We start from the raw sequence: 20,666 nt of genomic DNA on the forward strand, positions 1-20,666 counted from the left end.
TCCGACGTCCTATGTCCGGAGAACTTAGAGAGGCGGTCGCGCGGCGTCAAGACTCCGGATCGGTGGCGGTCGCGCGGATGGTTCCGTTCGCGGCGGTGGCGGTGATCGACAGCGGGGCGGTGCCGGTCGGGCGTACGCGCATGATTTCCGCTGCTACTGGGGCGGCCAGGCGGGTGCGGAGGGTTCGGCGCAGGCCGCGGGCGCCGTAGATCGGGTCGAAGCCTTCGAGAGCGAGGAGGTGGACGGCAGAATCGTCTACCTGGAGGTCGACGCCGCGGCGGCGGAGCCTTGAACGCAGCAGGTCGGTTTCCAGGCGGGCGACTTGTTCGATGGTGGTGCGGTCCAGTTCGTCGAAGATCACCGTTTCGTCGATGCGGTTCAGGAATTCCGGGTCGAAGAACGACTGCAGGGCTTTGTCGACGACGGTGCGGCGGGTGTGGCCGCGGTCCAGGAGCGAGCGCCAGCGGGAACCTCGGCGGCGGGCCAGTTCCTTCGATCCCAGGTTTGAAGTGAGAAAGACGAAGGTGTTGCGGAAGGAGATTTTCTCCTGACCGTTCGCGAGGCGCAGGATTCCGTTGTCCAGTACGCCCAGGAGGGCGCGCAGGACGGTGGGGTGGGCCTTTTCGACCTCGTCGAAGAGGACGATTCCGGGGGTGTACGGGTCACCCTCCACAGTGGATCGGTCGAAGACGGTGAAGGCTTCTTTGCTCCCGGCGTATCCGGGTGGGGCACCGTTGAAAGAGGCGGCATAGTGTTCTTGGGCCAGGGAGTTCATGTCGACTCGGCACAGGTCGTCCGGGCCGGATCGCACCGCGGCGGCGACTTGGCGGACCAGTTCGGTTTTGCCTACGCCGGTGGGGCCGAGGAGCAACACTGTCGCGGGTGGACAGTCGGGTTCTGTTGCTCCGGCGCGGGCCAGGGTGATGGCTCGGACGACGGCGTCGATGGCTGGGTCTTGGCCAAGGACGCGGCTGCGCAGGCGTTGAGCCAATGCGTCGGGAGTGTCCGGGGTGGACGGAACGGGGGCGGGGGCCGGAGCGGCTGGCTGCCGGTTCCGGTTCTGGTCGTGGTACCTGTCGGTGATGAACGGCATGGTGTCCTTTCCCTGAACCGAAAACCGAAAACCGAAATCGGCAGCCAGCGAAAATCAGGCCTGTTTGGTCTTTTCGACTGGCAGCTCGCCCACCGGGCATTCGGCGACGCCGACGGTGCTGCGCGTGATGGCCTCGACGTTCTCCTGCGCCTTCTGCGCGTCGGTGACCCACGTGCGGTAGAACTCGAACGGGCAGTCCGCGACGCCCTTGTCACCGTCACCGGCCGCATGCACGCCCGAGTAACCGCGGTGCAGCAGCTTGAACAGGTGGTTCTGCGACTGGTCGTACTCGCGTGCGTCCCGGATCGCCGAAAGCGACAGCTGGGCGAACTGGATGCCGTACTCCTCCTCGCCGGTTTCGCCGAGCGTCCGGCCGTCGAAACCGATGATCGAGGAGTGGCCGAAATACGAGTACACGCCGTCGAATCCGGCAGCGTTGGCGACCGCGACATAGCAGTTGTTGGCCCAGGCCATGGCTTTCGCCATCAAAACCTGCTGGTCCTTCGCCGGGTACATGTAGCCCTGGCAGCGGACGATCAGCTCGGCGCCCTTCATCGCGCAGTCCCGCCAGATTTCCGGGTAATTGCCGTCGTCGCAGATGATCAGCGAGATCTTCAGGCCCTTCGGGCCGTCCGTGACGTACGTCTGGTCGCCCGGGTACCAGCCTTCGATCGGGCACCACGGCAGGATTTTCCGGTACTTCTGCACGATTTCGCCGTGGTTGTCGATCAGCACCAAGGTGTTGTACGGCGGCTTGTTCGGGTGGTCCTCGTGCTGTTCGCCGGTGATCGAGAAAACGCCCCAGGTGTCGGCCTCGCGGCAGGCGGCGGAGAAGATCGCGGTCTCCTCGCCGGGGACGGTCGCGGCGGTGTCGTACATTTCCTGCTCGTCGTACATGATCCCCTGAGTCGAGTATTCGGGGAACACGACGAGGTCCATTCCGGGGAGGCCGCTCTTCATGCCGACCACCATGTCGGCGATCTTGCGCGCGTTGTCCAGCACCTCGGCCTTCGAATGCAGCCGCGGCATCTTGTAGTTCACGACCGCGATGCCGACCGTGTCCGGGCTCGAGGAAATGTCACCGTGTCGCATGGGATTTCTCCTTTGGATGGAGGGTCAGGCCGCGGCCGCCGCGGCCGCCGCGCGGTCGTGGACGGAGCGGAGCCTGCCGCGGAATCCGAGCACCGCGGCGAGGGCGACGAGCAGGACGGCGACCGCCGCCGCGATGAGCGCGGCGGCCCCGGTGGAGCGGTAGCCGCCGGTGAGCGCGAGGAACGCGGGCAGCGTGCAGGTCGGCTGGCTCAACAGGACGGTCGTCCAGCCGGTGAACCGGGTCAGCTCCTCGCGGCCGAGCCCGAGCACGAGGAAGAACAGGCCCCACAGCAGAGCCCAGGAAAGCCAGATGACGCCGAACACCGGATCGTGCTGCCGCCAGAACGCCAGGCCGGCGTACACGAGCGCGGCGCCCGCGACGAACAGCGAGAACCAGCCGATGCCCTCGGGTTCGAGCCCGGCGAGGTTCGCGATCCCGACGTACAGATAGGTGAAGCCGAACAGGAACAGCCCGGACGCGCCGAGGATCGCTTCGGAATCCCCGTGCGCCTGGATGATCAGCACCGTCGGCGTCACGCACTGCAGCCCGCCCACGAACAGATTCAGCGCGGCGGCCGACCGCGCGGGCACGCGCCCGAGCAGCATCAGCCCGTTGACCAGCAGTACCGCCCCGACGTAGAGCAGGCCGACGTTGTTCATCGCACGCTCCTCAGTTGGTACCAGATGAAATACTGTCAAGTGAAAATAAATGGACAGGGGGCGGCCGTCAAGACCGGAGCGGGACGGGTCAGAGCCGGGTGATCGGATCGAAGTCGCAGCCGTGCGCGGCGGCGAGGTGCACGTGCTGCGCGGCTTGCTGGCCGTGGAATTCGACCGTGCCGCGCGGTCCGTCGTAGGCGACGCCGTCGATGGCGGCGTTCAGCGCGCGCATGTCCGGAGTGCCCGCGCGGCGGGCGAGTTCGGCGAGCGTATGCAAGCCCTCGTAACAGGATTCGGCCGCGTTGTTGAGCGGCGGCGCGGCCGGGCCGTGCAGGCGGACGTAGCGGCCGAGCAGGTCCATCGCGTCCGCGGTGACGAGGGAACGGAAGTACGCGGCGGACGCGAAGAGGTTGTGGGTCGCTTCGGCTCCGCTGGCGAGCAGCATGTTTTCTTCCATCAACGGGCTGAAGCGCAGCATCTGCTCGTGGAGGCCGCGCGCGGCGAACGTGCGGTTGAACCGGACCGCGTCCTGTCCGACGAACAGCATGAGAACGCCGTCGCACGCCGACGTTTCGACGCGGCGCACGAGCCGCGCCATGTCGCCGGAACCGAGCCCGACGAACGCTTCGCCGGCGATCTGGAGATCGAGTTCCCTTGCGTAGCGCCGGATCGCGTTCGCGGAGCCGCGCGGCCACACGTAGTCGTCGCCCGCCACGAACCAGCTGCGCGCGCCGCAATTGTCGCGCAGCCACCGCAGCGCGGGCTGGATCTGCACGCGCGGGACTTCGCCGGAACAGTAGATGCCAGAACGACTTTCGCCGCCTTCGTACAGCGACGTGTATACGTACGGCACGCGGTCGGCGAGCACGGGGGCGAGCGCGTTGCGGACTGAGGAAATGTGCCAACCGGTGACCGCGTCGATCTCGCCCGCGTCGACCAAACGCCGCACCGACGACGCGACCTGGGCGGGAGGAGCGCCGCCGTCGACGACTTCCAGCGTCACCTCGCGGCCGAGGATTCCGCCCGCGTCGTTGAGTTCCCGGACCGCGAGTTCGCTGATCGCCTCGCACGAAGGCCCGAAAAGGCCCGCCGGTCCCTGCAGCGGGACGACCAGCGCGACGCGCAACGCGCTCGCGCGGCTGGCGACTCCGAGTCCCATGCCGGCTCCGGGCTTCTTTGCCGGTTGACTTGCTTCCATTTGGAAGTCTTACAATGCGGAGGCATTTGCGCAAGGGCGGAACGAGGGCGGGCGGATGAGGCAGGCACAGGCGGCCGAGGCGTCGTTGATCCGCGCACTCACCCGCACCGCACGCGCGGTCACGCTGCGGATCGAGCCGCTGCTCAAAGAAGAGGGCCTGTCCCTCGACGGCTGGCTGGTCCTGGACGCGCTCGCCGGAGGCGACGGCCTCACGATGACCGAACTCGCCGGGCACACGCTGGTCACCGGGCCGACGCTGACCCGCGTGGTCGATCGGCTGGTCACCACCGCGGCGGCGTATCGCGAGGTGGACGCGGAGGACCGGCGGCGGGTCCGAGTGTATCTCGCGCCGCGCGGACGCAGCGCGCATCAGCGGGCGACGGCCCGGCTGGCCGAGGTGGAACGCGAACTGGACCCGGACGGCGGCGTGCTGGCGAAGCTGTCGGACGTCGAGGTCGAGTAAGACGTTCAGTCCCGGCGTTGTGCCCACGGCGTGCGGAAGGCGACGAGGCTGCCGAGCAAGACCAGGGCGAGCAGTGCCGCGCCGCCGTCGGTGATCGCGGACGGGAGGATTCCCGCTGGTCCGTGGAGGGTGACGGAGGCGTCGAAAACCGCGGGCGGGATCGCGAAGACACCGGCGGCCTGGGTGACGTTGACGGCCACGACGACCCAGAACGTCCATGTCCGGCCCCGCAGTGCAAGCAGGCCGACCGCGTTGCCGACGATGTAGAGGCAGCCGACGGTGCGAAGTCCGATCAGGAATCCCGGCGCGTCGGACGCGCTGGCCCCGGCCGACTGCAGCGCGAGGCGAAGCATGTCGAGGTCGATGACGAGGAAGTTCTGCAGGATCGTGCCGACGGTGAACACCAGCGAGCAGACGACGGTGGCGATTTGCAGCGAACGAGTCCACGCGGTCGGGCGGAACCTCCGGACAAGCGTGTGCGACATGAGTCCAGCTTTGTCCGGTTCGTGCTTGAGGACATCCGGCACAAGCCCCGAATAGCGACCCCGGAATACCCTGAGACTAGGGCCGCTTCTGCCAACCGCGCTGATGCCGGGTCAGCACCTCGATCAGCTCGTCTTTGCGCGAGGCCACTTCGGTGTGGCTGCCCATGATCCCGACCGCGGCGACGGTCCGGCCGTCCTCCACGACCGCGACCGACACGCCGTCTGCCTCGGTCGAAGCACTGGGCGCGGCGACCAGGCCCTCGGCTTGGATCCGGGTCAGGTCTTGGAGAAAACGCTCGACCAGTTCGGCGTCCGAGGGCGGCAGTGCGCCGATCTGCGGCCACAGATCGCGGTTTTCCATGGCTGCCAACAGGATCCAGCCAGTCGACGTGCGGATCGGCGAGCGGCGCACGAAACCCTCGGCGAGATAGGCGTACCGCGGGTCGTGCGAGGCGTAGTCGACGTAATAGAGGTCGCTGCCCACCATGATCGCCAGCACCGCGGTCATCCCGGTTTCCTCGTGCAGCGCTTCGAGATCCTCGTGCGACACCGTCGTCACCGTGGGACGGCCGACGAGGCGGATGAGCAGGAACGGGGCCGGGCCGAGGGAGTAGCGGCGGTCGTGCTCGTCGAGGTAGCCGGTCGCGACGAGGCCGTTGACCAGGCCCTGGATCGAGCTCATCGGCGCGTCGAGCTCGCGGGCGAACTCGGTGAGCGTGACCCCGTGCCGGGAGCGCGCGGCCCGCTCCAGGATGGTCGACACCCGGTCGATCATCCGGTGGTGCGGCCTCGGGCGGCCGTCCGGCGTGGGGTGCGTCGGCATCGGTGCTTTCTCTCCTCGGGTGATCGGGAACTCTACCCGGACCAGCGGGTTGCGTAAATACGTATTTTGATGCCAGTATGCGTAGTGAGGAGGTGCGCTCGTGAGCATGCCACTGGACGGTGTCGTCGTCGCGGATTTCAGCCGGGTGCTGGCCGGTCCGCTGGCGTGCGTGAACCTGGCCGACCTCGGGGCGACGGTGATCAAGGTCGAACGGCCCGGTTCCGGGGACGACACCCGCGGCTGGGGACCGCCGTGGACGGCGCACTCCAGCTCGTACTTCGAATGCGCGAACCGGTCCAAGCAGTCCGTGGTGCTCGATCTCGGCGATCCGGACGACCTGGTGTTGGCACGCGAACTCGCCCGCCGCGCCGACGTGCTCGTGGAGAACTTCCGGTCCGGCGCGCTGGGGCGGCGCGGGCTCGACTACGAATCCGTCCGCGTGGGTAATCCGGGCATTGTGTACTGCTCGGTTTCCGGCTTCGGCGGCGACGCGGACCTGCCCGGCTACGACTTCCTCGTGCAGGCGATGGGCGGCTTGATGAGCATCACCGGCACCGACGAACCGGCGAAGGTCGGCGTCGCGCTGGTGGACGTGCTCGCCGCGAAGGACGCCACCATCGGCATTCTCGCCGCGTTGCGCGCCCGCGAGAGGACCGGACGTGGCCAGCGGATCGAGGTGAATCTGCTGTCCAGTTTGCTCGGTTCGATGGCGAATCAGGCTTCCTCGTATCTCACGACTGGACGCGCGCCGCAGCGGATGGGCAACTCGCATCCCTCGATCGCGCCGTACGAAACGTTGCGCTGCAAGGACGACGTGCTCGCGCTCGCCTGCGGCAACGACGGGCAGTTCCGTCGGCTTGCCGAAGTGCTGGGCGTTCCGGAGCTGGCCGACGACGAGCGGTTCGCGACGAATGCCGAACGCGTCCGCAATCGTCCGGAGCTGAGGGCAGCGCTCGAACAGCAGCTCGGCACCGACACGGTGGTCGCTTGGGCCGCGCGGCTGACCGAGGTCGGCGTGCCCGCTGGTCCGGTCGGCGATCTCGCGGACGGGTTCAAGCTCGCGGAATCGCTCGGTCTCGCTCCCACCGTGCCGGTCGGCGATTCGCCGCCCCAGGTCCGCCATCCGATCGGCTACTCGGACACGCCGGTCGCCCGCTACACCGCCCCGCCCCGGCTGGGGCAGCACAGCGACGAGATTCGCCGCTGGCTCGCAGAGGAGAAGAAATGAGCGCCACGAAGTCCCTGCCGCCGCTGGACCCCCGCGACCCCGCCGGGCTCAACGACCTGTTCACCGAGGACGAGAAGGCGATCGCGGCCGCGGTCCGCCGGGTTTGCTCCGAGCGGATCGACCCGTACGTCGGCGACTGGTTCGAGCGCGGCGAGCTGCCCGACGTCCGCGGTCTCGCGAAGGACCTGGGGTCGCTCGGGGTGCTCGGCATGCACCTGGAAGGCTACGGCTGCGCGGGGATGTCGGCGACCGAGTACGGGCTCGCGTGCCTGGAGCTGGAGGCGACCGACTCGGGCATCCGCTCGCTGGTGTCGGTGCAGGGATCGCTCGCGATGTTCGCGATCTGGAAGTGGGGTTCGGAGGAGCAGAAGCAGCAGTGGCTGCCGTCGATGGCGGCGGGCGAGGCGATCGGCTGCTTCGGCCTGACCGAACCGGACGCCGGCTCGGACCCGGGCAGCATGCGCACACGCGCGCGGCGCGACGGCGACGACTGGGTCCTCGACGGCCGGAAGATGTGGATTACCAACGGAAGCGTCGCCGACGTCGCCGTGGTGTGGGCGCAGACCGACAAGGGCGTGCGCGGTTTCGTGGTGCCCGCCGACACTCCGGGCTTCTCGGCGCCGGAGATCAAGCACAAGCTGTCGTTGCGCGCTTCGATCACCAGCGAACTCGTTCTCGACGGCGTGCGGCTGCCCGCGGATGCGGTGCTGCCGGAGGTCACCGGGCTGAAGGGGCCGTTGAGCTGTCTCAACGAAGCCCGCTTCGGCATCGTCTGGGGTTCGGTCGGCGCGGCGCGTTCTTGCTTGCAGGCGGCGATGTCGTACGCCGAGGACCGCACGCAGTTCGGGAAGCCGATCTCCGCGTTCCAGCTGACGCAGCAGAAACTTGTCGACATGACGCTCGAGTACACGAAGGCGTTGCTGCTCGCGATCCACTTGGGACGGCGCAAGGACGCCGGGGTGCTGCGGCCGGAACAGGTCAGCCTCGGCAAGCTGAACAACGTCCGCGAGGCGATCGAGATCTGCCGCACCGCGCGCACGATTCTCGGCGCGAACGGGATTTCGCTGGAGTACCCGGTGATCCGGCACATGAACAACCTCGAATCGGTGCTCACCTACGAGGGCACCGTGGAGATGCACACGCTGGTGGTGGGTCAGGCGATCACCGGGCAGTCCGCTTTCCGCTGAGGTTTGCGCCGAGATTTCCGGCGAGGGACGGCCATGGCCGCCAGCGCGGCGGCCGCGGCCAGCATCCCGAGCCCGGCGAGCGTCCAGCCGAGGAAGCCGAACGTCAGCACGAGCGGGACCAGCACGATCGGTCCGGTGATGCGCGCGAGCGCGGTGCTGGTGGCGAACAGCGCTTGGTATTGGCCCTGATGTCCTTCGGGGGCAAGGCTGAACGCGAGGTGCCAGGCGCCGGCGGAGGCGGTCGTTTCGGCGACGGTGAGCAGGAGCGCGCCCACTAGCGCCAGGACCACCGGGTGCGTGGAAGCTCCGAGCGAGCCGAAGACGGAACAGGCGGCGATCAGGAAGATTCCGCCCACGGCAAGGGATCGGCGGGCCGTGCGGGCGTCGCGGACCTGTCGGCTGATCGGCAGCTGGAGGAGCACGACGAGCACGGTGTTGGCCAGCAGCACCACCGCGGAAGTCCATTGTGGAGCAGAACTGCGCATGACTATCCACAGTGGCAGGGTGACGCTGAGGATCGGCATGGTCAGCTGGGTGATCGCGGCCAGCAACGTCAGGGTGACGTAGCAGCGGTCGCGCAAGGCCGGCCAGCCGGTCTGGCGTTCGGTGGGTGCGTCCGGTCCGGCGTGCAGGTAGAGCGCGGTGGCGAAGACGAATAGTCCGGCATCCACAACGAAAACGGTGACCGCGTTCGTGCCTGCGGCCAGGACGAGCGCGCCGATTCCGGAGCCCGCGCCGATGCCGATGTTGACGGCGGTGTGCAGCAGTGCGCGGGCCCGGACGCGGCCTTCGGGAGCCACCACGGTGGCGACGACGGCTTGGCGGCCCGCCGCGAGCGCGCTCTGCCCGCAGGCGAAGAGCGCGCACGCGGCGATGTACAGCGGAACAGTGTGCGCGACGGCGAAAAGCAGCAGGCCCGCGACCGCGGCGACGGTCGCCGCGGCGAGTGCGCGGCGGGCGCCGATCCGGTCCAGCAGCGTCCCGAACGGAACCGTGGTGGTCAGGCTCGTCGCGGCGCCGAGCGACAGCCCGAGCGCCACGATTCCCGCCGGCAGGCCGACCCGGGTGGTGAAGTGGACGGCGGACACGGCCAGCACCGCGCCGTCGCCCGCCGAGGTCAGGGTTTGTGCGGTGGCGAGCCGCCGGATCGCCGTGCGCGCGCTGGTCATGCCGGGCTGACCGACCAGCAGCGGGTCGACACGCCGACCGTGTTCCACATGTTGATCGCGGTGATGAGCGCGATCACCGCAGCCGCGCCCTCCTCGCCGAGTGCCTTGACGGCGTCGGAAACGGTCGACTCGGGCACGTGCGTTTCGGAGAGGCGCGTGACGTCCTCGGTGAGCGCGAACGCGGCCCGCTCGGCAGCGGTGAACAGGCCCGATTCCGCCCAGACGGCGAGCGCGTCGACTCGCTGAGCCGTGACGCCTTCCTTGCGCGCGGCCTGCGAGTGCATGTCGACGCAGTACGCGCAGCCGTTGATCTGGGAGGCGCGGAGGCGGACCAGTTCGCGCAGGCCCGGCTCGATGCCGGCGTGGTCGAGCTGCTGGGTCGCGGCGTCGTCCAAAGTGCTCATCGCACGGGAGAAAATCGGGGCCAGCGCGTCGAAATCGAGGCGCTGGGGGATCGGGACCAGAGTGGGGTTCGTCGTTGTCATGGACCTAGATTAGGTCGCGAATGGACCGAGTTCCCGGCCAATCTGTTGCTAGGAACTCAGTCCATTTGCCAGTGCGTCGGCGGCCAGGGCGAGGGCGCGGGCGGCTCGGGCGGACGACACCGCGCCGTAGCCGATGACGACCCCGGCGCGGTCCGGATCGCCGCCGGGGGCGCGGTAGTCGGCGAGTCCTTCGAGGGCGACGCCGAACTGGCGGGCGGCGGCGAGCGTGCGTTCTTCGGCGGCCGTGTTCGGGAGTTCGACCAGGCATTGGAGACCGGCGGCCAGACCGCCTGGCCGCAGCTCCGGGGTGCGTTCGGCGAGGAGTCGGGCGAACAGTTCGCGGCGGGTCCGAAAGGTGGCACGGCGTCGGCGGACGGCGCGGTCGTACTCGTGGGAGTCGAGGAAGCGGGCGAGGACCTGCTGGTGCAGGCCGCTGGGCGTGACGCCGCTGAGGTTGCGCTGCCGGAGCAACTCGGGGAGTAGTTCGGGCGGGGCCACCGCCCACGCGACGCCGACCGCCGGGGCGAGGGCCTTGCTCGACGTGCCAAGGTAGACGACCCGGTCCGGCGCGAGGGCCTGAAGCGCGCCGATGCTGCGGCGGTCGTAACGGAACTCGCCGTCGTAGTCGTCCTCCAGGATCAGCGCGTCGCGGGAGTTCGCCCATTCGATCGCGGCCCGGCGCCGTTCCGGGGACAGCGGCACTCCGGTGGGGAATTGGTGTGCTGGAGTAAGGAAGACGGCGTCCGCCTGGGTGTCCGCGAGGTCGGCGCCGTCGGAGTCGACCGGGATCGCGACGATCTCCAGTCCGGATTCGGCGATGATGCGCCGGTGCCGTTCGTGCCCGAACTCCTCGACGGCGATCCGCTTGCCGCCGCGGGCGCGAATGCTTCGGCAGGTCAACGAAAGCAGGTCGCCGAAGCCGCTGCCGATGAGGACTTCCGCCGCGGTGACCGCCACGCCGCGAGTCCGGGCGAGGTACCCGGCGAGGGTGTCGCGGAGTTCGGTCGCTCCTTCTGGCGGCGCGTAGGCGAACGCGGAGACCGGCATTTCCGCCAGTGCACGCCGGGTTTGCGCGCTCCATTGGCTGCGCGGGAAATCGCCAGCGTCCGCGAGGCCGCCGCGAAGCTCGTACTCTGGCGGCGATTGTCGTTGTGCGGCAACTGGTTGTGCCTGTCGAGGGAAGCCGGCGATCCACGTTCCGGCTCCCACGCGGCTCTCCAGCCAGCCTTCGGCGGCGAGCCGGGAGTACACCTCGGAAACGGTGCTGCGGGCGATGCCGAGGTCCGTGGCGAGCGCGCGCGAGGCGGGCAGCCGGGTGCCGACCGGAAGCCGACCGTCGACCACCGCCGCGCGCAGGGCGGTTTCGAGCGCGTGCGCGGGGCGGGTCGTGGAGACGGGCAGGTAGAGGTCGAGACCCTCGGCCACCGATGCGCGCTTCATGGCCGGACTTTAGCCTGGTGCGTCCACAGTGGGCAGACGTCAGCCGAGCAGCGCCTCGACTTCGCGGTACCGCGCGGGGGAGACCGTCTTCCGTCCAGCGGCCGCGGCCAGCGGGACGGTGCCGAGATCGGTGCCGCGTAGTGCGACCATGACACCGGACTCGCCCGCGTGCACCGCGTCCGCCGCACGGAGGCCGAACCGGGTGCCCAGTTCCCGGTCGGCCGCGGTCGGCCGTCCGCTGTCCTGGCTCACCGCGACCGCGCGGGCCTCTTTGCCGGTGTGCCGCGAAATCTCCTCGGACAGCCAGGTCGCGACGCCGTTCGGCACCGGGATCCCGTCCGGGAGCGCGCCTTCGGCGAGCACGACGATCGGCGCCCGGCCTCGCTCGAACCGCCGCGTCACCCGCGCCAGCACCTGGCTCAGGTCGAACGGGCGCTCCGGCCCGACGATCACGTCCGCGCCGCCCGCCAGCCCGGCGTGCAGGGCGATCCAGCCGGAATCGCGGCCGGAGACCTCGACGACCAGCGCGCGCTCGTGCGATTCGGCCGTGGTGCGGCACCGGTCGAGCGCGTCGGCGGCGATCTGCACCGCGGTGTCGAAGCCGAAGGTCGCGTCGGTCGCCATGACGTCATTGCGGATCGTCGCGGGAACGACGACGACCTGGACCCCGTCGGCGGCGAGTTTCGCCGCTCCGGCAACGGCGTCCTCCCCGCCGAGCACGACCAGCGCGTCGAGGCCGTGCAACGAGTCGCCCGGCTTGACCGGGCCGCGCGACGAGCTGAGCAGCGGACGGTCGCGGGTCAGCGTCTCGTCGATTTCGCGAGGCCCGATCGGCACGGCGCGGTTCTCCCGCAGCCCTGCCCACCCGTCGCGAATGGCGACGATTTCCCAGCCGTACACCTGAATGCCCTTGCGAGCGAAGGCCCGGACCACCGCGTTCGATCCGGGGCAGTCGAGGTCGCCGGCCAGCATGCCGATCCGCATGAGGCGAGAGTGGCATGGCTGAATCGATGAAGCAAGCAGGACGCGGAAACGCCCGGCAGGGTCCACCCGGCCGGGCGTTTCCGTTCTCTTTAGTGATCTTTCCGAGGGGATTACCGTCGCGGACCGGGGTCGCTGAAGCTCGGACGGCCGGTCTCGTTGTGCCCGGCGAACCGGCGCAGGTAGCCCGGCGCGGCGGGGTCGGTCACCGAGATGTCGAACCAGCCGAACGCGGACGCCGTTTCGCACGGCACCCGCCGGGTTTCGCCCGGGCCGAGCACGATCGTCCGGGCGGCGCCGCGGCTGTAGTCGTTGCGCAGCTTGAGTTTCCGGCGCTGGCGGCCCGGGTTCGTGACGGTCAGCGTCAGCAGCGGGGCACCGTAGTTGTTGGTGGACACCGAAACCTCAGGTTCGGAGGTGTCCGCCGTGGTGCCGGTGAACTGGGCGAGGTAACCGTTCGCGCCGGTCACGCGAAGGTCGTAGTTGCCGTGCTCGTCGGTGCCCGGCGCGCCTTCCCAGATGTCGCTGACGGTGTCGTGCGCGGCGACCGTGTAGCGGCGGGGCGAATCGCCGTGCGCGTAGACGTAGAAGTACGCGCCCGCGGTGCCGTCGTTGGTGAACTGCACCGAAATCGAGCGGCCGTCGCGCTTTCCGGCGAGCTGCGAGGTGAACCGGTACGGCAGCGCCCGCGCGGGGCGGACGCCCGGCTCCTGCGTCGGCATAGTCTGCGGCAGCTTCACCGAGAACGGCTGGTTCTTGCTCGGCAGCGGGGTCGGCGTCGGCGTCGCGACCGGTTTGGTCTGCGGGCGGGAGAAGTCGAACGCCGAGGTGAGGTCGCCGCAGACGGAACGGCGCCATGCGCTGATGTTCGGCTCCGCCACGCCGAACCGGGCCTCGAGGAAGCGCAGCACCGAGGTGTGGTCGAAGGTTTCCGAGCAGACCCAGCCGCCGCGCGACCACGGCGACACGACGAGCATCGGCACGCGGGAGCCGAGCCCCGCCGGGTGCTTGCCGGTCAGCGGGACGCCGGCCGGTCCGCCGCCGGTGCCCTTCGGGAGCTTGTCGAAGTCGAGGGTCTCGTCGGGGAGGCTCGCCGCGAGCGAGCGCGAAACGAGGCCGTCCGTGCCGGGCCGGTTGACCAGCGGCGGCATCGGCGGGACGACGTGGTCGAACAGGCCGTCGTTCTCGTCGTAGTTGATGAAGAAGACGGTCTTGCTCCACACCTCGGGGTTGGAGACGAGCGCGTCGAGGACGAGGTTCAGGTAGTACGCGCCGTCGCTGGCGGACGCGGCCGCGTGCTCGCTGTACTGGTACGGCGGGACGATCCAGGTGACCTGCGGCAGCGTCCCGGCCTGCACGTCGGCGCGGAACTCCTTGAGCGTGTGCGTCGAAACGCCCTGCTCGACCAGCGGCCCGGACGCGCCTTCCTGGCGGTGGTACTTCGCGAAGAACTCGAGGCTGTTGTCCGTGTAGTTGTCCGTCGGCTGGCCGGGAATGCCGCTGCCGCCCTGGTACAGCTTCCAGCTCACGCCGGCTTGCTGCAGGCGCTCGGGGTAGGTCGTCCAGCTGTAGCCGTTGGTGTCCGGCCGTTCCCAGAGGCCGGGCCCGTTCTGCTTGCTGCCGAGGCGGTTCTGCGTGTCGATCGTGCCGGACCACAGCAGGATCCGGTTCGGCGCGGTGTCCGCCGGGACGGAGCAGTGGTAGGCGTCGCAGATGGTGAACGCTTCGGCGAGCGCGTAGTGATACGGCAGCTCGGACCGCTGCTGATACGTCATGGTGAACACGTCCTGCTTTTCGTTCACCCAGCCGTCGTAACGCCCGCCGTTCCAGAGCGGTTCGCCGCTGCCCCAGCCGTGGTGGGTGCCGGCGATGTGCTCGCTGGTGCGCAGCGCGTCGAGCGGGAACGGCAGGACGTACTCGGCGTCGTTCGGCAGCCCGCGGCCGTTGTAGCCGGACGTGCGGACCTTCGCCGGCGGCTGGTAGAACACCGGCCGCCCGTTGGGCAGCAGGTGCGGCCGGGGGTCGCCGTAGCCGCGCACGCCGCGCATGGTGCCGAAGTAGTGGTCGAAGGACCGGTTCTCCTGCATGAGCACGACGACGTGCTCGACGTCCTCGATGGTGCCCGACCGGCGGGCCGGTTCGACCGCGAGAGCCTTCCCGATCGATCCCGGCAGCAGCCCGCCTGCCGCCGCGCCGGCCAGCGAAGCGCCTGCCATGCCGAGAAAATTCCGGCGACTCGTACCCGCCATGTTGCGTTCCTCCACGTGTCCGCGGCGAGACAGCGCCTTGCCCGGAGTTACCGGCCGCCGCTCGCCCGGGGGAGAGCATGAACGAGTTGAGTGTCCCGGATCTGGCGCGCGGGTGAATACTCCGTCCGGGGGCGGTTTGCCGTGGTCCGGCGCGGATTTTTGGTGATCTTGGCGACGGTGGATCCGGTGATCGTCCCGGCACTGTCCGCGACAGTGCGTGGTGTGCCGGGCGCGCGCCGGAAACGGGTTTCCGGACAAAAAAGGCATTGTTCCTTCTTGCCGCATAAGCACTTCGACTGAGCGGGCCGGGATGTGCTTTCCTGGCGGACGGCCTGGAACCTGGGGGTTCCGCCCGGACCGGACGGAAGAAGGAGCACACCATGAGCGATCCGTCGCCGAACGGGCCCGGTCCCGCCGCGCGGATCGACCAGATGGTCGCGCAGGCGAAAGCGAAAGCCGAGCGATACCAGGCGATGCAAGCCGCGGCCGGGCAGGTCTCGGTGACCGAGACCGGCAAGGACGGCCTGGTCACCGTCACGGTCGATTCGGCGGGCAACGTCACCGATCTGCGCGTCTCGGACCGGATCCGGGAGCTCTCCGGCGACCGGATCGCGGCCGCGGTGCTCGGCGTCCTGCGGCGCGCGCAGTCGCGGCTCCCGGAACGGCTGGGCGAGGTCATGGCCGCCACGATCGGCGACGACCAGGCGACGGTGGACACGATCGTCGGCAATTACCGGGCCAGGTTCCCTGAACCCGAACCGGACGAACCGGAATCGCCGGATCCGGGGAACCAGGTCAAGCTCGGCGCACTCGAAGAGGAAGCGGGCGCGCCGGCGCCGAAACCGCCTCCGGTCCGCCGTCCGGCGGCCGATCCCGGCGACGGGGACGACGACTTCGGCCAATCGTTCATGACACGGGGATGAGCGCGGGGGGACGATGGCAGACAACGGTTCCGGCGGCTACCAGGTCCATCCGGACGAACTGGCCACGCACGCGAAGGCGGTCGAACAGGTCGGCAAGACGCTGGGGCAGGCGCTGTCCGCGGCTGAACAGGTGACCATGGGCGTGCAGGCCTACGGCATGATCTGCGGCCCGTTGTTCGTGCCGATCGTGCTCGCGGTGAGCGCACCCGGCCTCGCCACGCTCGGGCTCGCGTCCGAGGCGATGAGCGAGGTCTCCGGCGCGGTGAACACGGCGGTCACGACCTATCAGACCGCGGAGCAGAACCACGCGCAGGCCATCGACAAACTGGGGAAGAAGCTTTCATGAGCAATCCGCTGGTGGCGCAGCGGCAGGATTCGACGACCTGGCATTCCGGGATCAGCGTTCTCGACGATGCCGCGGGCGTGTACGACGGCGTGCAGTCCGGTTCCTGGATCGAGGGCGGCATCTCCGCGCTCGGCGCGGGCCTGGACATGCTGACCATCGCGATGAATCCGGTCGGCACGCTGATCTCCTACGGGCTGAACTGGCTGATCGAGCACGTCAAGCCGTTGCAGGACGCGCTGAACCAGCTGGCGGGCGACGGCGACCAGATCGCGGCGTACTCGCAGACCTGGAAGAACGTCGGCGCCGCGACGCAGCAGGCGGCGAAGGACCTGGCCGAGACCGTGCAGAAGGACACCGCGAACTGGCGGGGCGGCGGCGCGGACGCGTACCGGGACAACCTGAAGAAGAAAATCGACCACATCAACGCCGCCGCGACGTGCGCGAACACGATCGGCACGGTGGTGGAGATCGTCGGCGTGGTCACCGCCGCGGTGCGCTGCCTCGTCCGGGACATGATCACCCAGGCGGTCGGCGACTTCATCCAGGACGCGCTGGAAGAGGTTTTCTCGCTCGGGCTCGGCACGCCGGTCGTGGTGGCGCAGGTGGTCGAGCAGGTGTCGGCGTGGATCGAGAAGATCGGCGCGCTGATCAAGAAGCTGATCACCTCGGTCGAGAAGCTGCGGCCGATGATGTCGAAGCTCGAAGAGATCTTCGGCTCGATCAAGAAGGTGCTGTCCGACCTCCACGGCAAGCCGGGCGAGGGCGGCGACGCGACCCATGTCTCGTCCGCGGACGAGCCGCACACCCCGGCGGGCAAGCCGTCGCACGGCGACGGAGCGCACCCGCCGGACGACGGAACCGCGCCCAGCGGCGCGGAACCCGGAAGCGGCGGCCCGCACGACGGGTCGGGGAAACCGGGAGAGCCCGGGGAGCCCAACGCCCGCGACAGCACCGATCCGGCGAAGGACGGGCGGCCCAACGACGGGAAGTGCACCGGCGGCGACCCGGTCGACCTCGCGACCGGCGAAATGCTGATGTCCCAGACGGATGTCGAGCTGCCCGGCGTGCTGCCGCTGGTGCTGCGCCGGACTCACCTGTCGAGTTACCGGCTCGGCCGTTCCTTCGGCGCGTCTTGGGCGTCCACAGTGGACCAGAGAGTCGAGCTGGACGAGGAGGGCGTTAGCTACGTGGGCGAGGACGGGGTCACCCTGACCTATCCGTTGCCCGCCGCGGACGGCTCGCCGGTCGTTCCTTCGCACGGCGTCCGCTGGCCGTTGCGTGCGCTGTCGGCCACCGAGTTCACCGTCACCAGCCCGGCCGACGGGCTGGTCCGGCATTTCCGCGCCGCGCCGGAAAACGGGGCTCCGCAACGAGTTCTGCTTTCCGCGATCGCCGACCGCAACGGGAATACCGTCACCATCGCCCGGGACGCCGACGGCTTCCCGACTTCGATCGAGCACTCCGGCGGCTACCGCGTCGCGGTCGAAACGGTGGCCGGCCGCATCGTGGGACTGAGCTTGGCCCGCGCGTCCGGCGGCGACATTCCGCTGGCCAGCTACCAGTACGACACCGAGGGCAGGCTGACGGCGGTCGGCAACTCCTCCGGACGAGCCCTGCGATTCGAGTACGACCGGGCGGGCCGGGTCACCACGTGGACCGACCGCAACGGGCATTGGTACACCTACCACTACAACGAGGCGGGCCAGGTCGTCCGGACCGACGGCAGCGGCGGCGCGCTCGCTTGCTCGATCGCCTACGACGCGCGGAACCGGGTCACGACCTACCGCAATTCGCTCGGCGCGGTCAGCGTTTTCCAGTTCGACGCCGAATGGCAATTAGTGCGCCAGACCGACCCGCTCGGCGCGACCACGACGTTCGAACGGGACAGCTTCGGCAGGATCACCGCGGAAACCGATCCGCTGGGGCACACCACCCGGCACGAATACGGCCGGACCGAAGAACCTGTCCGGACCATCCATCCGGACGGCAGCGTCACCAGCACGGTCTGCGACGAGCACGGCCTGCCGGTCGCGGTGGTCGACGCCGACGGTGCACAGTGGACCTACCGGCGCGACGAACGCGGCAACATCGTCGAGGAAACCGACCCGGCGGGCGCGGTGACCCGGTACGAGTACAACGAATCCGGCCACCTGCGGGCCGAAACCGACGCGCTGGGCAACGTCCGTCGCGTCGAGACCGACGCGCGCGGCCTGCCGGTGGCGCTGACCGACCCGCTCGGCCGGACCACGCGGATCGCGCGGGACGAGTTCGGCCGGATCACCGCGGAAACGGATCCGCTGGGCCACACCGTCCGGACCTGGTGGACGGTGGAGGGAAAGCCGCTGGCCCGGACTCGCGCGGACGGGACGGTCGAACGCTGGCGGCACGACCCGGAGGGCAACTTCGCCGAGTACTCCGTGGGCGAGAGCCCGCTGTTGTCGGTCGCCACGACCCATTTCGACCTGCCTGCCGCGCAGATCGGCGCGGACGGCGGCCGGATCGAGTTCGGCTACGACACCGAGCTCAACCTGACCTCGGTCACCAACGCACAGGGCGCGGTCTGGCGCTACGAGTACGACGCGGCGGGTTTCCTCTTCCGAGAGACGGATTTCAACGGGCGCGTGACGACCTACGCGCGCGACGCGGCCGGCCGGCTCGCCGGGAAGACCAACGGAGCCGGGCAAAGCATCACCTACGAACGCGATGCCCGCGGCAACATCGTGGCGGCGCGATCATCGACCGACACCCAGCGCTTCGCGTACGACCGGGCGGGCCGGCTGGTGTCGGCGGCGAACCGGGATTCGACCGTCGAGCTGACCAGAGATGTGCTCGGCCGCGTGCGGGCCGAGACGGTGAACGGCCGGACGGTCGAGTCGGAGTTCGACGCGCTCGGTCGCTGCGTCCGGCGGCGGACGCCGAGCGGCACCGTGACGACGTGGGAGTACGACGCCGCCGGGTCGCCGGTCTCGCTGCGCAACGGCAGCCGGATGCTGAGCTTCGGGTATGACGCGGCGGGCCGGGAAACTGTCCGGACGGCCCCGTCCGGCGTGCGGCTCGCCCAGTCGTGGGACCAGTCCGACCGGCTGGTCGGGCAGTCCGTGCTCGGCGGAGGCGACGACCCGGCGCGGCAGGTGCAGCACCGGACGTTCCGCTACCGGCCGGACGGCGGCGTCGTCGCCATGACCGACCGGATCCACGGCGCGCGCCAGTTCGACCTCGACGGATTCGGCCGGGTCACGCGGGTGCGCGGCGAGCGCTGGTCCGAGCAGTACGCCTACGACGAGGCGGGCAACCTCGCCGGCGAAGGCGCTGAGGCTTGGCGCAGCACCGGGACTTTGCTGCACGACGCGGGCGCGCTGCGCTATCAGTACGACGCGCAGGGCAGGGTGGTGCGCAAGCAGCGCGGCGCCGAAGTGTGGCAGTACGACTGGAATGCCGACGACCAGCTGGTCGGCCTGGTCACCCCGGACCAGACCGGCTGGCGCTACCGCTACGACGCGCTGGGCAGGCGGATCGCGAAGGAACGGCACGTCGGCGGCCAGGTCGCCGAGCGGGTCGATTTCGTCTGGGACGGCACGACGCTCGCCGAGCAGACCGCCGCCGGGCAGTCGCTGACCTGGGACTACGACCCGTCCTCGCACCGGCCGCTCGTGCAGGTGGAGCGACGGAGCACCGACGAGCGGTTCTACGCGATCGTCACCGACCTCGTCGGCGCGCCGACCGAATTGCTGGACGAGCACGGGGCAGTCGCGTGGTTCGGGCAGAACACGGTGTGGGGCAAGCCGATCGCGCACGGCGGCACGACGACGACGCCGCTGCGCTTCCCCGGCCAGTACGCCGATCCCGAATCCGGGCTCAACTACAACTATTTCCGGTACTACGACCCGGAAACCGCGCGCTATTTCAGCGCCGACCCGGTGGGCCTCGCCGGCGGGTACTGGCCGCACAGCTACGTGCCCAACCCGCTGACCTGGCTCGACCCGCTCGGTCTTTCGCTGCTCGACGTCAGCAAGAACGGCGTGCGCATCGTGGTGCACGAGTACGACGTCGACAAGCCCGCGCACGCCCACGTCACCGGAGGCGGGGGCCGGGAGGTGCGGATCGGGCCGAACGGCCATCCGATCGACGGCCAGCCGGAGCTTTCCGGCAAGCAGCGGGCCGTGGTGGGAGAATACAAAAAAGAGGTACGGAAGGCTGTCCGCAAGCTCGGCAGGCGAAACCAGGCGGACGAAAAGGCCGAGGAAGAGCGGAAGCAGGCCGCAAAGGGATGTACGAAGTGACGACGTTGCGAGCCGATCTGACCGCGTTGTTCGAGAAGGCCGGGCTGACCGACGTCGAGGTCGACGCGGCGGTCGCGGACGAGCACGTCCGCTCCGCCGCCTACCGTCGCGTCATCGCGGCGGCCGTCGCGCCGGATCCCCGGGAACTGGCCGCGGTGCTGGTGCGGGATCCGGAACCGCTGACGGCCAAGACAGCGGTGGTGGAGCTGGTCGATCACGTCGCGGGGGAGACCGCCGACCCGGCCGAGTTCCGGCGCCGGGCGGCGGGAATCGTCGCGGAGGCGGACCGGCTGGCGCCGGAGAAGGACCGCGAGTTCGTCCGGCAGCGGGTGCGGGATTGGGAATTGTGGCTGGAGACCGAAAACGGCCGGGTCCCGGAGGCCGCCGACCTCGCCTCGGCGAGCGACTGGATGCAGCGGCGGCTGGCTGATTTCTCCGCTTCGCGGCAGGTGCTGGGATTGCTGGCTGAGCACGGGCGTACCAAGAAGATCCGGAGCACCGCCGCGAACCGCGCCAAATCTGCCACGCCCTAGCCCCGCATCCCGGCGAGATCGCGCATCGTTT

General features: G+C 69.5%; 18 protein-coding genes. 7 read left to right on the top strand and 11 right to left on the bottom strand.

From position 1 onward, the window contains the following. Positions 1-46: 46 nt before the first annotated feature. From ABD156_RS33040 to ABD156_RS33055, 4 genes are all read right to left on the bottom strand, one after another. Positions 47-1,093: an AAA family ATPase gene (locus tag ABD156_RS33040; protein ID WP_344282978.1), complete on the bottom strand. Its 1,047-nt coding sequence runs from the start codon at positions 1,091-1,093 to the stop codon at positions 47-49. 54 nt (positions 1,094-1,147) lie between these two features. Further along, a complete protein-coding gene (locus tag ABD156_RS33045) occupies positions 1,148-2,185 on the bottom strand; it encodes an aliphatic amidase (protein WP_344282981.1) in 1,038 nt (345 codons plus the stop codon). Between the two features lie 24 nt (positions 2,186-2,209). Next, positions 2,210-2,845, bottom strand: a complete 636-nt coding sequence (locus ABD156_RS33050; RefSeq protein WP_344282984.1) for an AmiS/UreI family transporter — start codon at positions 2,843-2,845, stop codon at positions 2,210-2,212. Between the two features lie 88 nt (positions 2,846-2,933). After that, on the bottom strand, positions 2,934-4,004 hold the full coding sequence (locus tag ABD156_RS33055; RefSeq protein ID WP_344282987.1) for a substrate-binding domain-containing protein: 1,071 nt from the start codon (positions 4,002-4,004) through the stop codon (positions 2,934-2,936). Positions 4,005-4,098: 94 nt separating this feature from the next. Between ABD156_RS33055 and ABD156_RS33060 the strand changes: the two genes are divergently transcribed. After that, entirely contained in the window at positions 4,099-4,506 is a 408-nt protein-coding gene (locus ABD156_RS33060; RefSeq protein WP_344282990.1) for a MarR family winged helix-turn-helix transcriptional regulator, read from the top strand. Positions 4,507-4,511: 5 nt separating this feature from the next. Here the strand turns inward: ABD156_RS33060 and ABD156_RS33065 are convergent, their stop codons facing one another. Both ABD156_RS33065 and ABD156_RS33070 read right to left on the bottom strand, forming a co-directional pair. Next, on the bottom strand, positions 4,512-4,991 hold the full coding sequence (locus tag ABD156_RS33065; protein WP_344282993.1) for a hypothetical protein: 480 nt from the start codon (positions 4,989-4,991) through the stop codon (positions 4,512-4,514). Between the two features lie 76 nt (positions 4,992-5,067). Beyond that, positions 5,068-5,814: a helix-turn-helix domain-containing protein gene (locus tag ABD156_RS33070; RefSeq protein ID WP_344282996.1), complete on the bottom strand. Its 747-nt coding sequence runs from the start codon at positions 5,812-5,814 to the stop codon at positions 5,068-5,070. Positions 5,815-5,920: 106 nt separating this feature from the next. Between ABD156_RS33070 and ABD156_RS33075 the strand changes: the two genes are divergently transcribed. Together ABD156_RS33075 and ABD156_RS33080 are read left to right on the top strand one after the other, a co-directional pair. Then, the gene (locus tag ABD156_RS33075; RefSeq protein ID WP_344285262.1) at positions 5,921-7,042 is read left to right on the top strand and encodes a CaiB/BaiF CoA transferase family protein; all 1,122 of its coding nucleotides are present in this window, start codon (positions 5,921-5,923) and stop codon (positions 7,040-7,042) included. Further along, on the top strand, positions 7,039-8,229 hold the full coding sequence (locus tag ABD156_RS33080; RefSeq protein WP_344282999.1) for an acyl-CoA dehydrogenase family protein: 1,191 nt from the start codon (positions 7,039-7,041) through the stop codon (positions 8,227-8,229). The genes ABD156_RS33075 and ABD156_RS33080 overlap by 4 nt, the downstream gene beginning before the upstream one ends. Here the strand turns inward: ABD156_RS33080 and ABD156_RS33085 are convergent. The 5 genes from ABD156_RS33085 to ABD156_RS33105 all read right to left on the bottom strand — a co-directional run bounded on the left by ABD156_RS33085 (position 8,196) and on the right by ABD156_RS33105 (position 14,553). Next, positions 8,196-9,398 (bottom strand): MFS transporter, encoded by a 1,203-nt coding sequence (locus tag ABD156_RS33085; protein ID WP_344283002.1) that lies wholly within the window; start codon positions 9,396-9,398, stop codon positions 8,196-8,198. The genes ABD156_RS33080 and ABD156_RS33085 overlap by 34 nt on opposite strands. Further along, a complete protein-coding gene (locus ABD156_RS33090; RefSeq protein WP_344283005.1) occupies positions 9,395-9,883 on the bottom strand; it encodes a carboxymuconolactone decarboxylase family protein in 489 nt (162 codons plus the stop codon). The genes ABD156_RS33085 and ABD156_RS33090 overlap by 4 nt, the downstream gene beginning before the upstream one ends. Before the next feature lie 48 nt (positions 9,884-9,931). Next, a complete protein-coding gene (pdxR, locus tag ABD156_RS33095) occupies positions 9,932-11,323 on the bottom strand; it encodes a MocR-like pyridoxine biosynthesis transcription factor PdxR (protein WP_344283008.1) in 1,392 nt (463 codons plus the stop codon). Positions 11,324-11,362: 39 nt separating this feature from the next. Further along, entirely contained in the window at positions 11,363-12,307 is a 945-nt protein-coding gene (locus ABD156_RS33100; protein ID WP_344283011.1) for an ATP-dependent 6-phosphofructokinase, read from the bottom strand. 110 nt (positions 12,308-12,417) lie between these two features. Continuing rightward, the gene (locus ABD156_RS33105) at positions 12,418-14,553 is read right to left on the bottom strand and encodes a phosphocholine-specific phospholipase C (protein ID WP_344283014.1); all 2,136 of its coding nucleotides are present in this window, start codon (positions 14,551-14,553) and stop codon (positions 12,418-12,420) included. Between the two features lie 380 nt (positions 14,554-14,933). On the opposite strand from ABD156_RS33105, the gene ABD156_RS33110 reads away from it, so the two are divergent. The 4 genes from ABD156_RS33110 to ABD156_RS33125 are packed head-to-tail and all read left to right on the top strand — an operon-like array spanning position 14,934 to position 20,635. Further along, positions 14,934-15,476, top strand: coding sequence for a YbaB/EbfC family nucleoid-associated protein (locus tag ABD156_RS33110; protein ID WP_344283016.1), 543 nt, complete (start codon positions 14,934-14,936; stop codon positions 15,474-15,476). Between the two features lie 13 nt (positions 15,477-15,489). Beyond that, positions 15,490-15,822 (top strand): type VII secretion target, encoded by a 333-nt coding sequence (locus ABD156_RS33115; RefSeq protein ID WP_344283019.1) that lies wholly within the window; start codon positions 15,490-15,492, stop codon positions 15,820-15,822. Beyond that, positions 15,819-20,102, top strand: coding sequence for a DUF6531 domain-containing protein (locus ABD156_RS33120; protein WP_344283024.1), 4,284 nt, complete (start codon positions 15,819-15,821; stop codon positions 20,100-20,102). The genes ABD156_RS33115 and ABD156_RS33120 overlap by 4 nt, the downstream gene beginning before the upstream one ends. Beyond that, positions 20,090-20,635 (top strand): hypothetical protein, encoded by a 546-nt coding sequence (locus ABD156_RS33125; RefSeq protein ID WP_344283027.1) that lies wholly within the window; start codon positions 20,090-20,092, stop codon positions 20,633-20,635. Before ABD156_RS33120 ends, ABD156_RS33125 begins: the two co-directional genes overlap by 13 nt. Positions 20,636-20,666: the final 31 nt, after the last annotated feature.

Source organism: Amycolatopsis albidoflavus (genome assembly GCF_039525725.1).
In the GTDB taxonomy this organism is placed as follows: domain Bacteria; phylum Actinomycetota; class Actinomycetes; order Mycobacteriales; family Pseudonocardiaceae; genus Amycolatopsis; species Amycolatopsis albidoflava.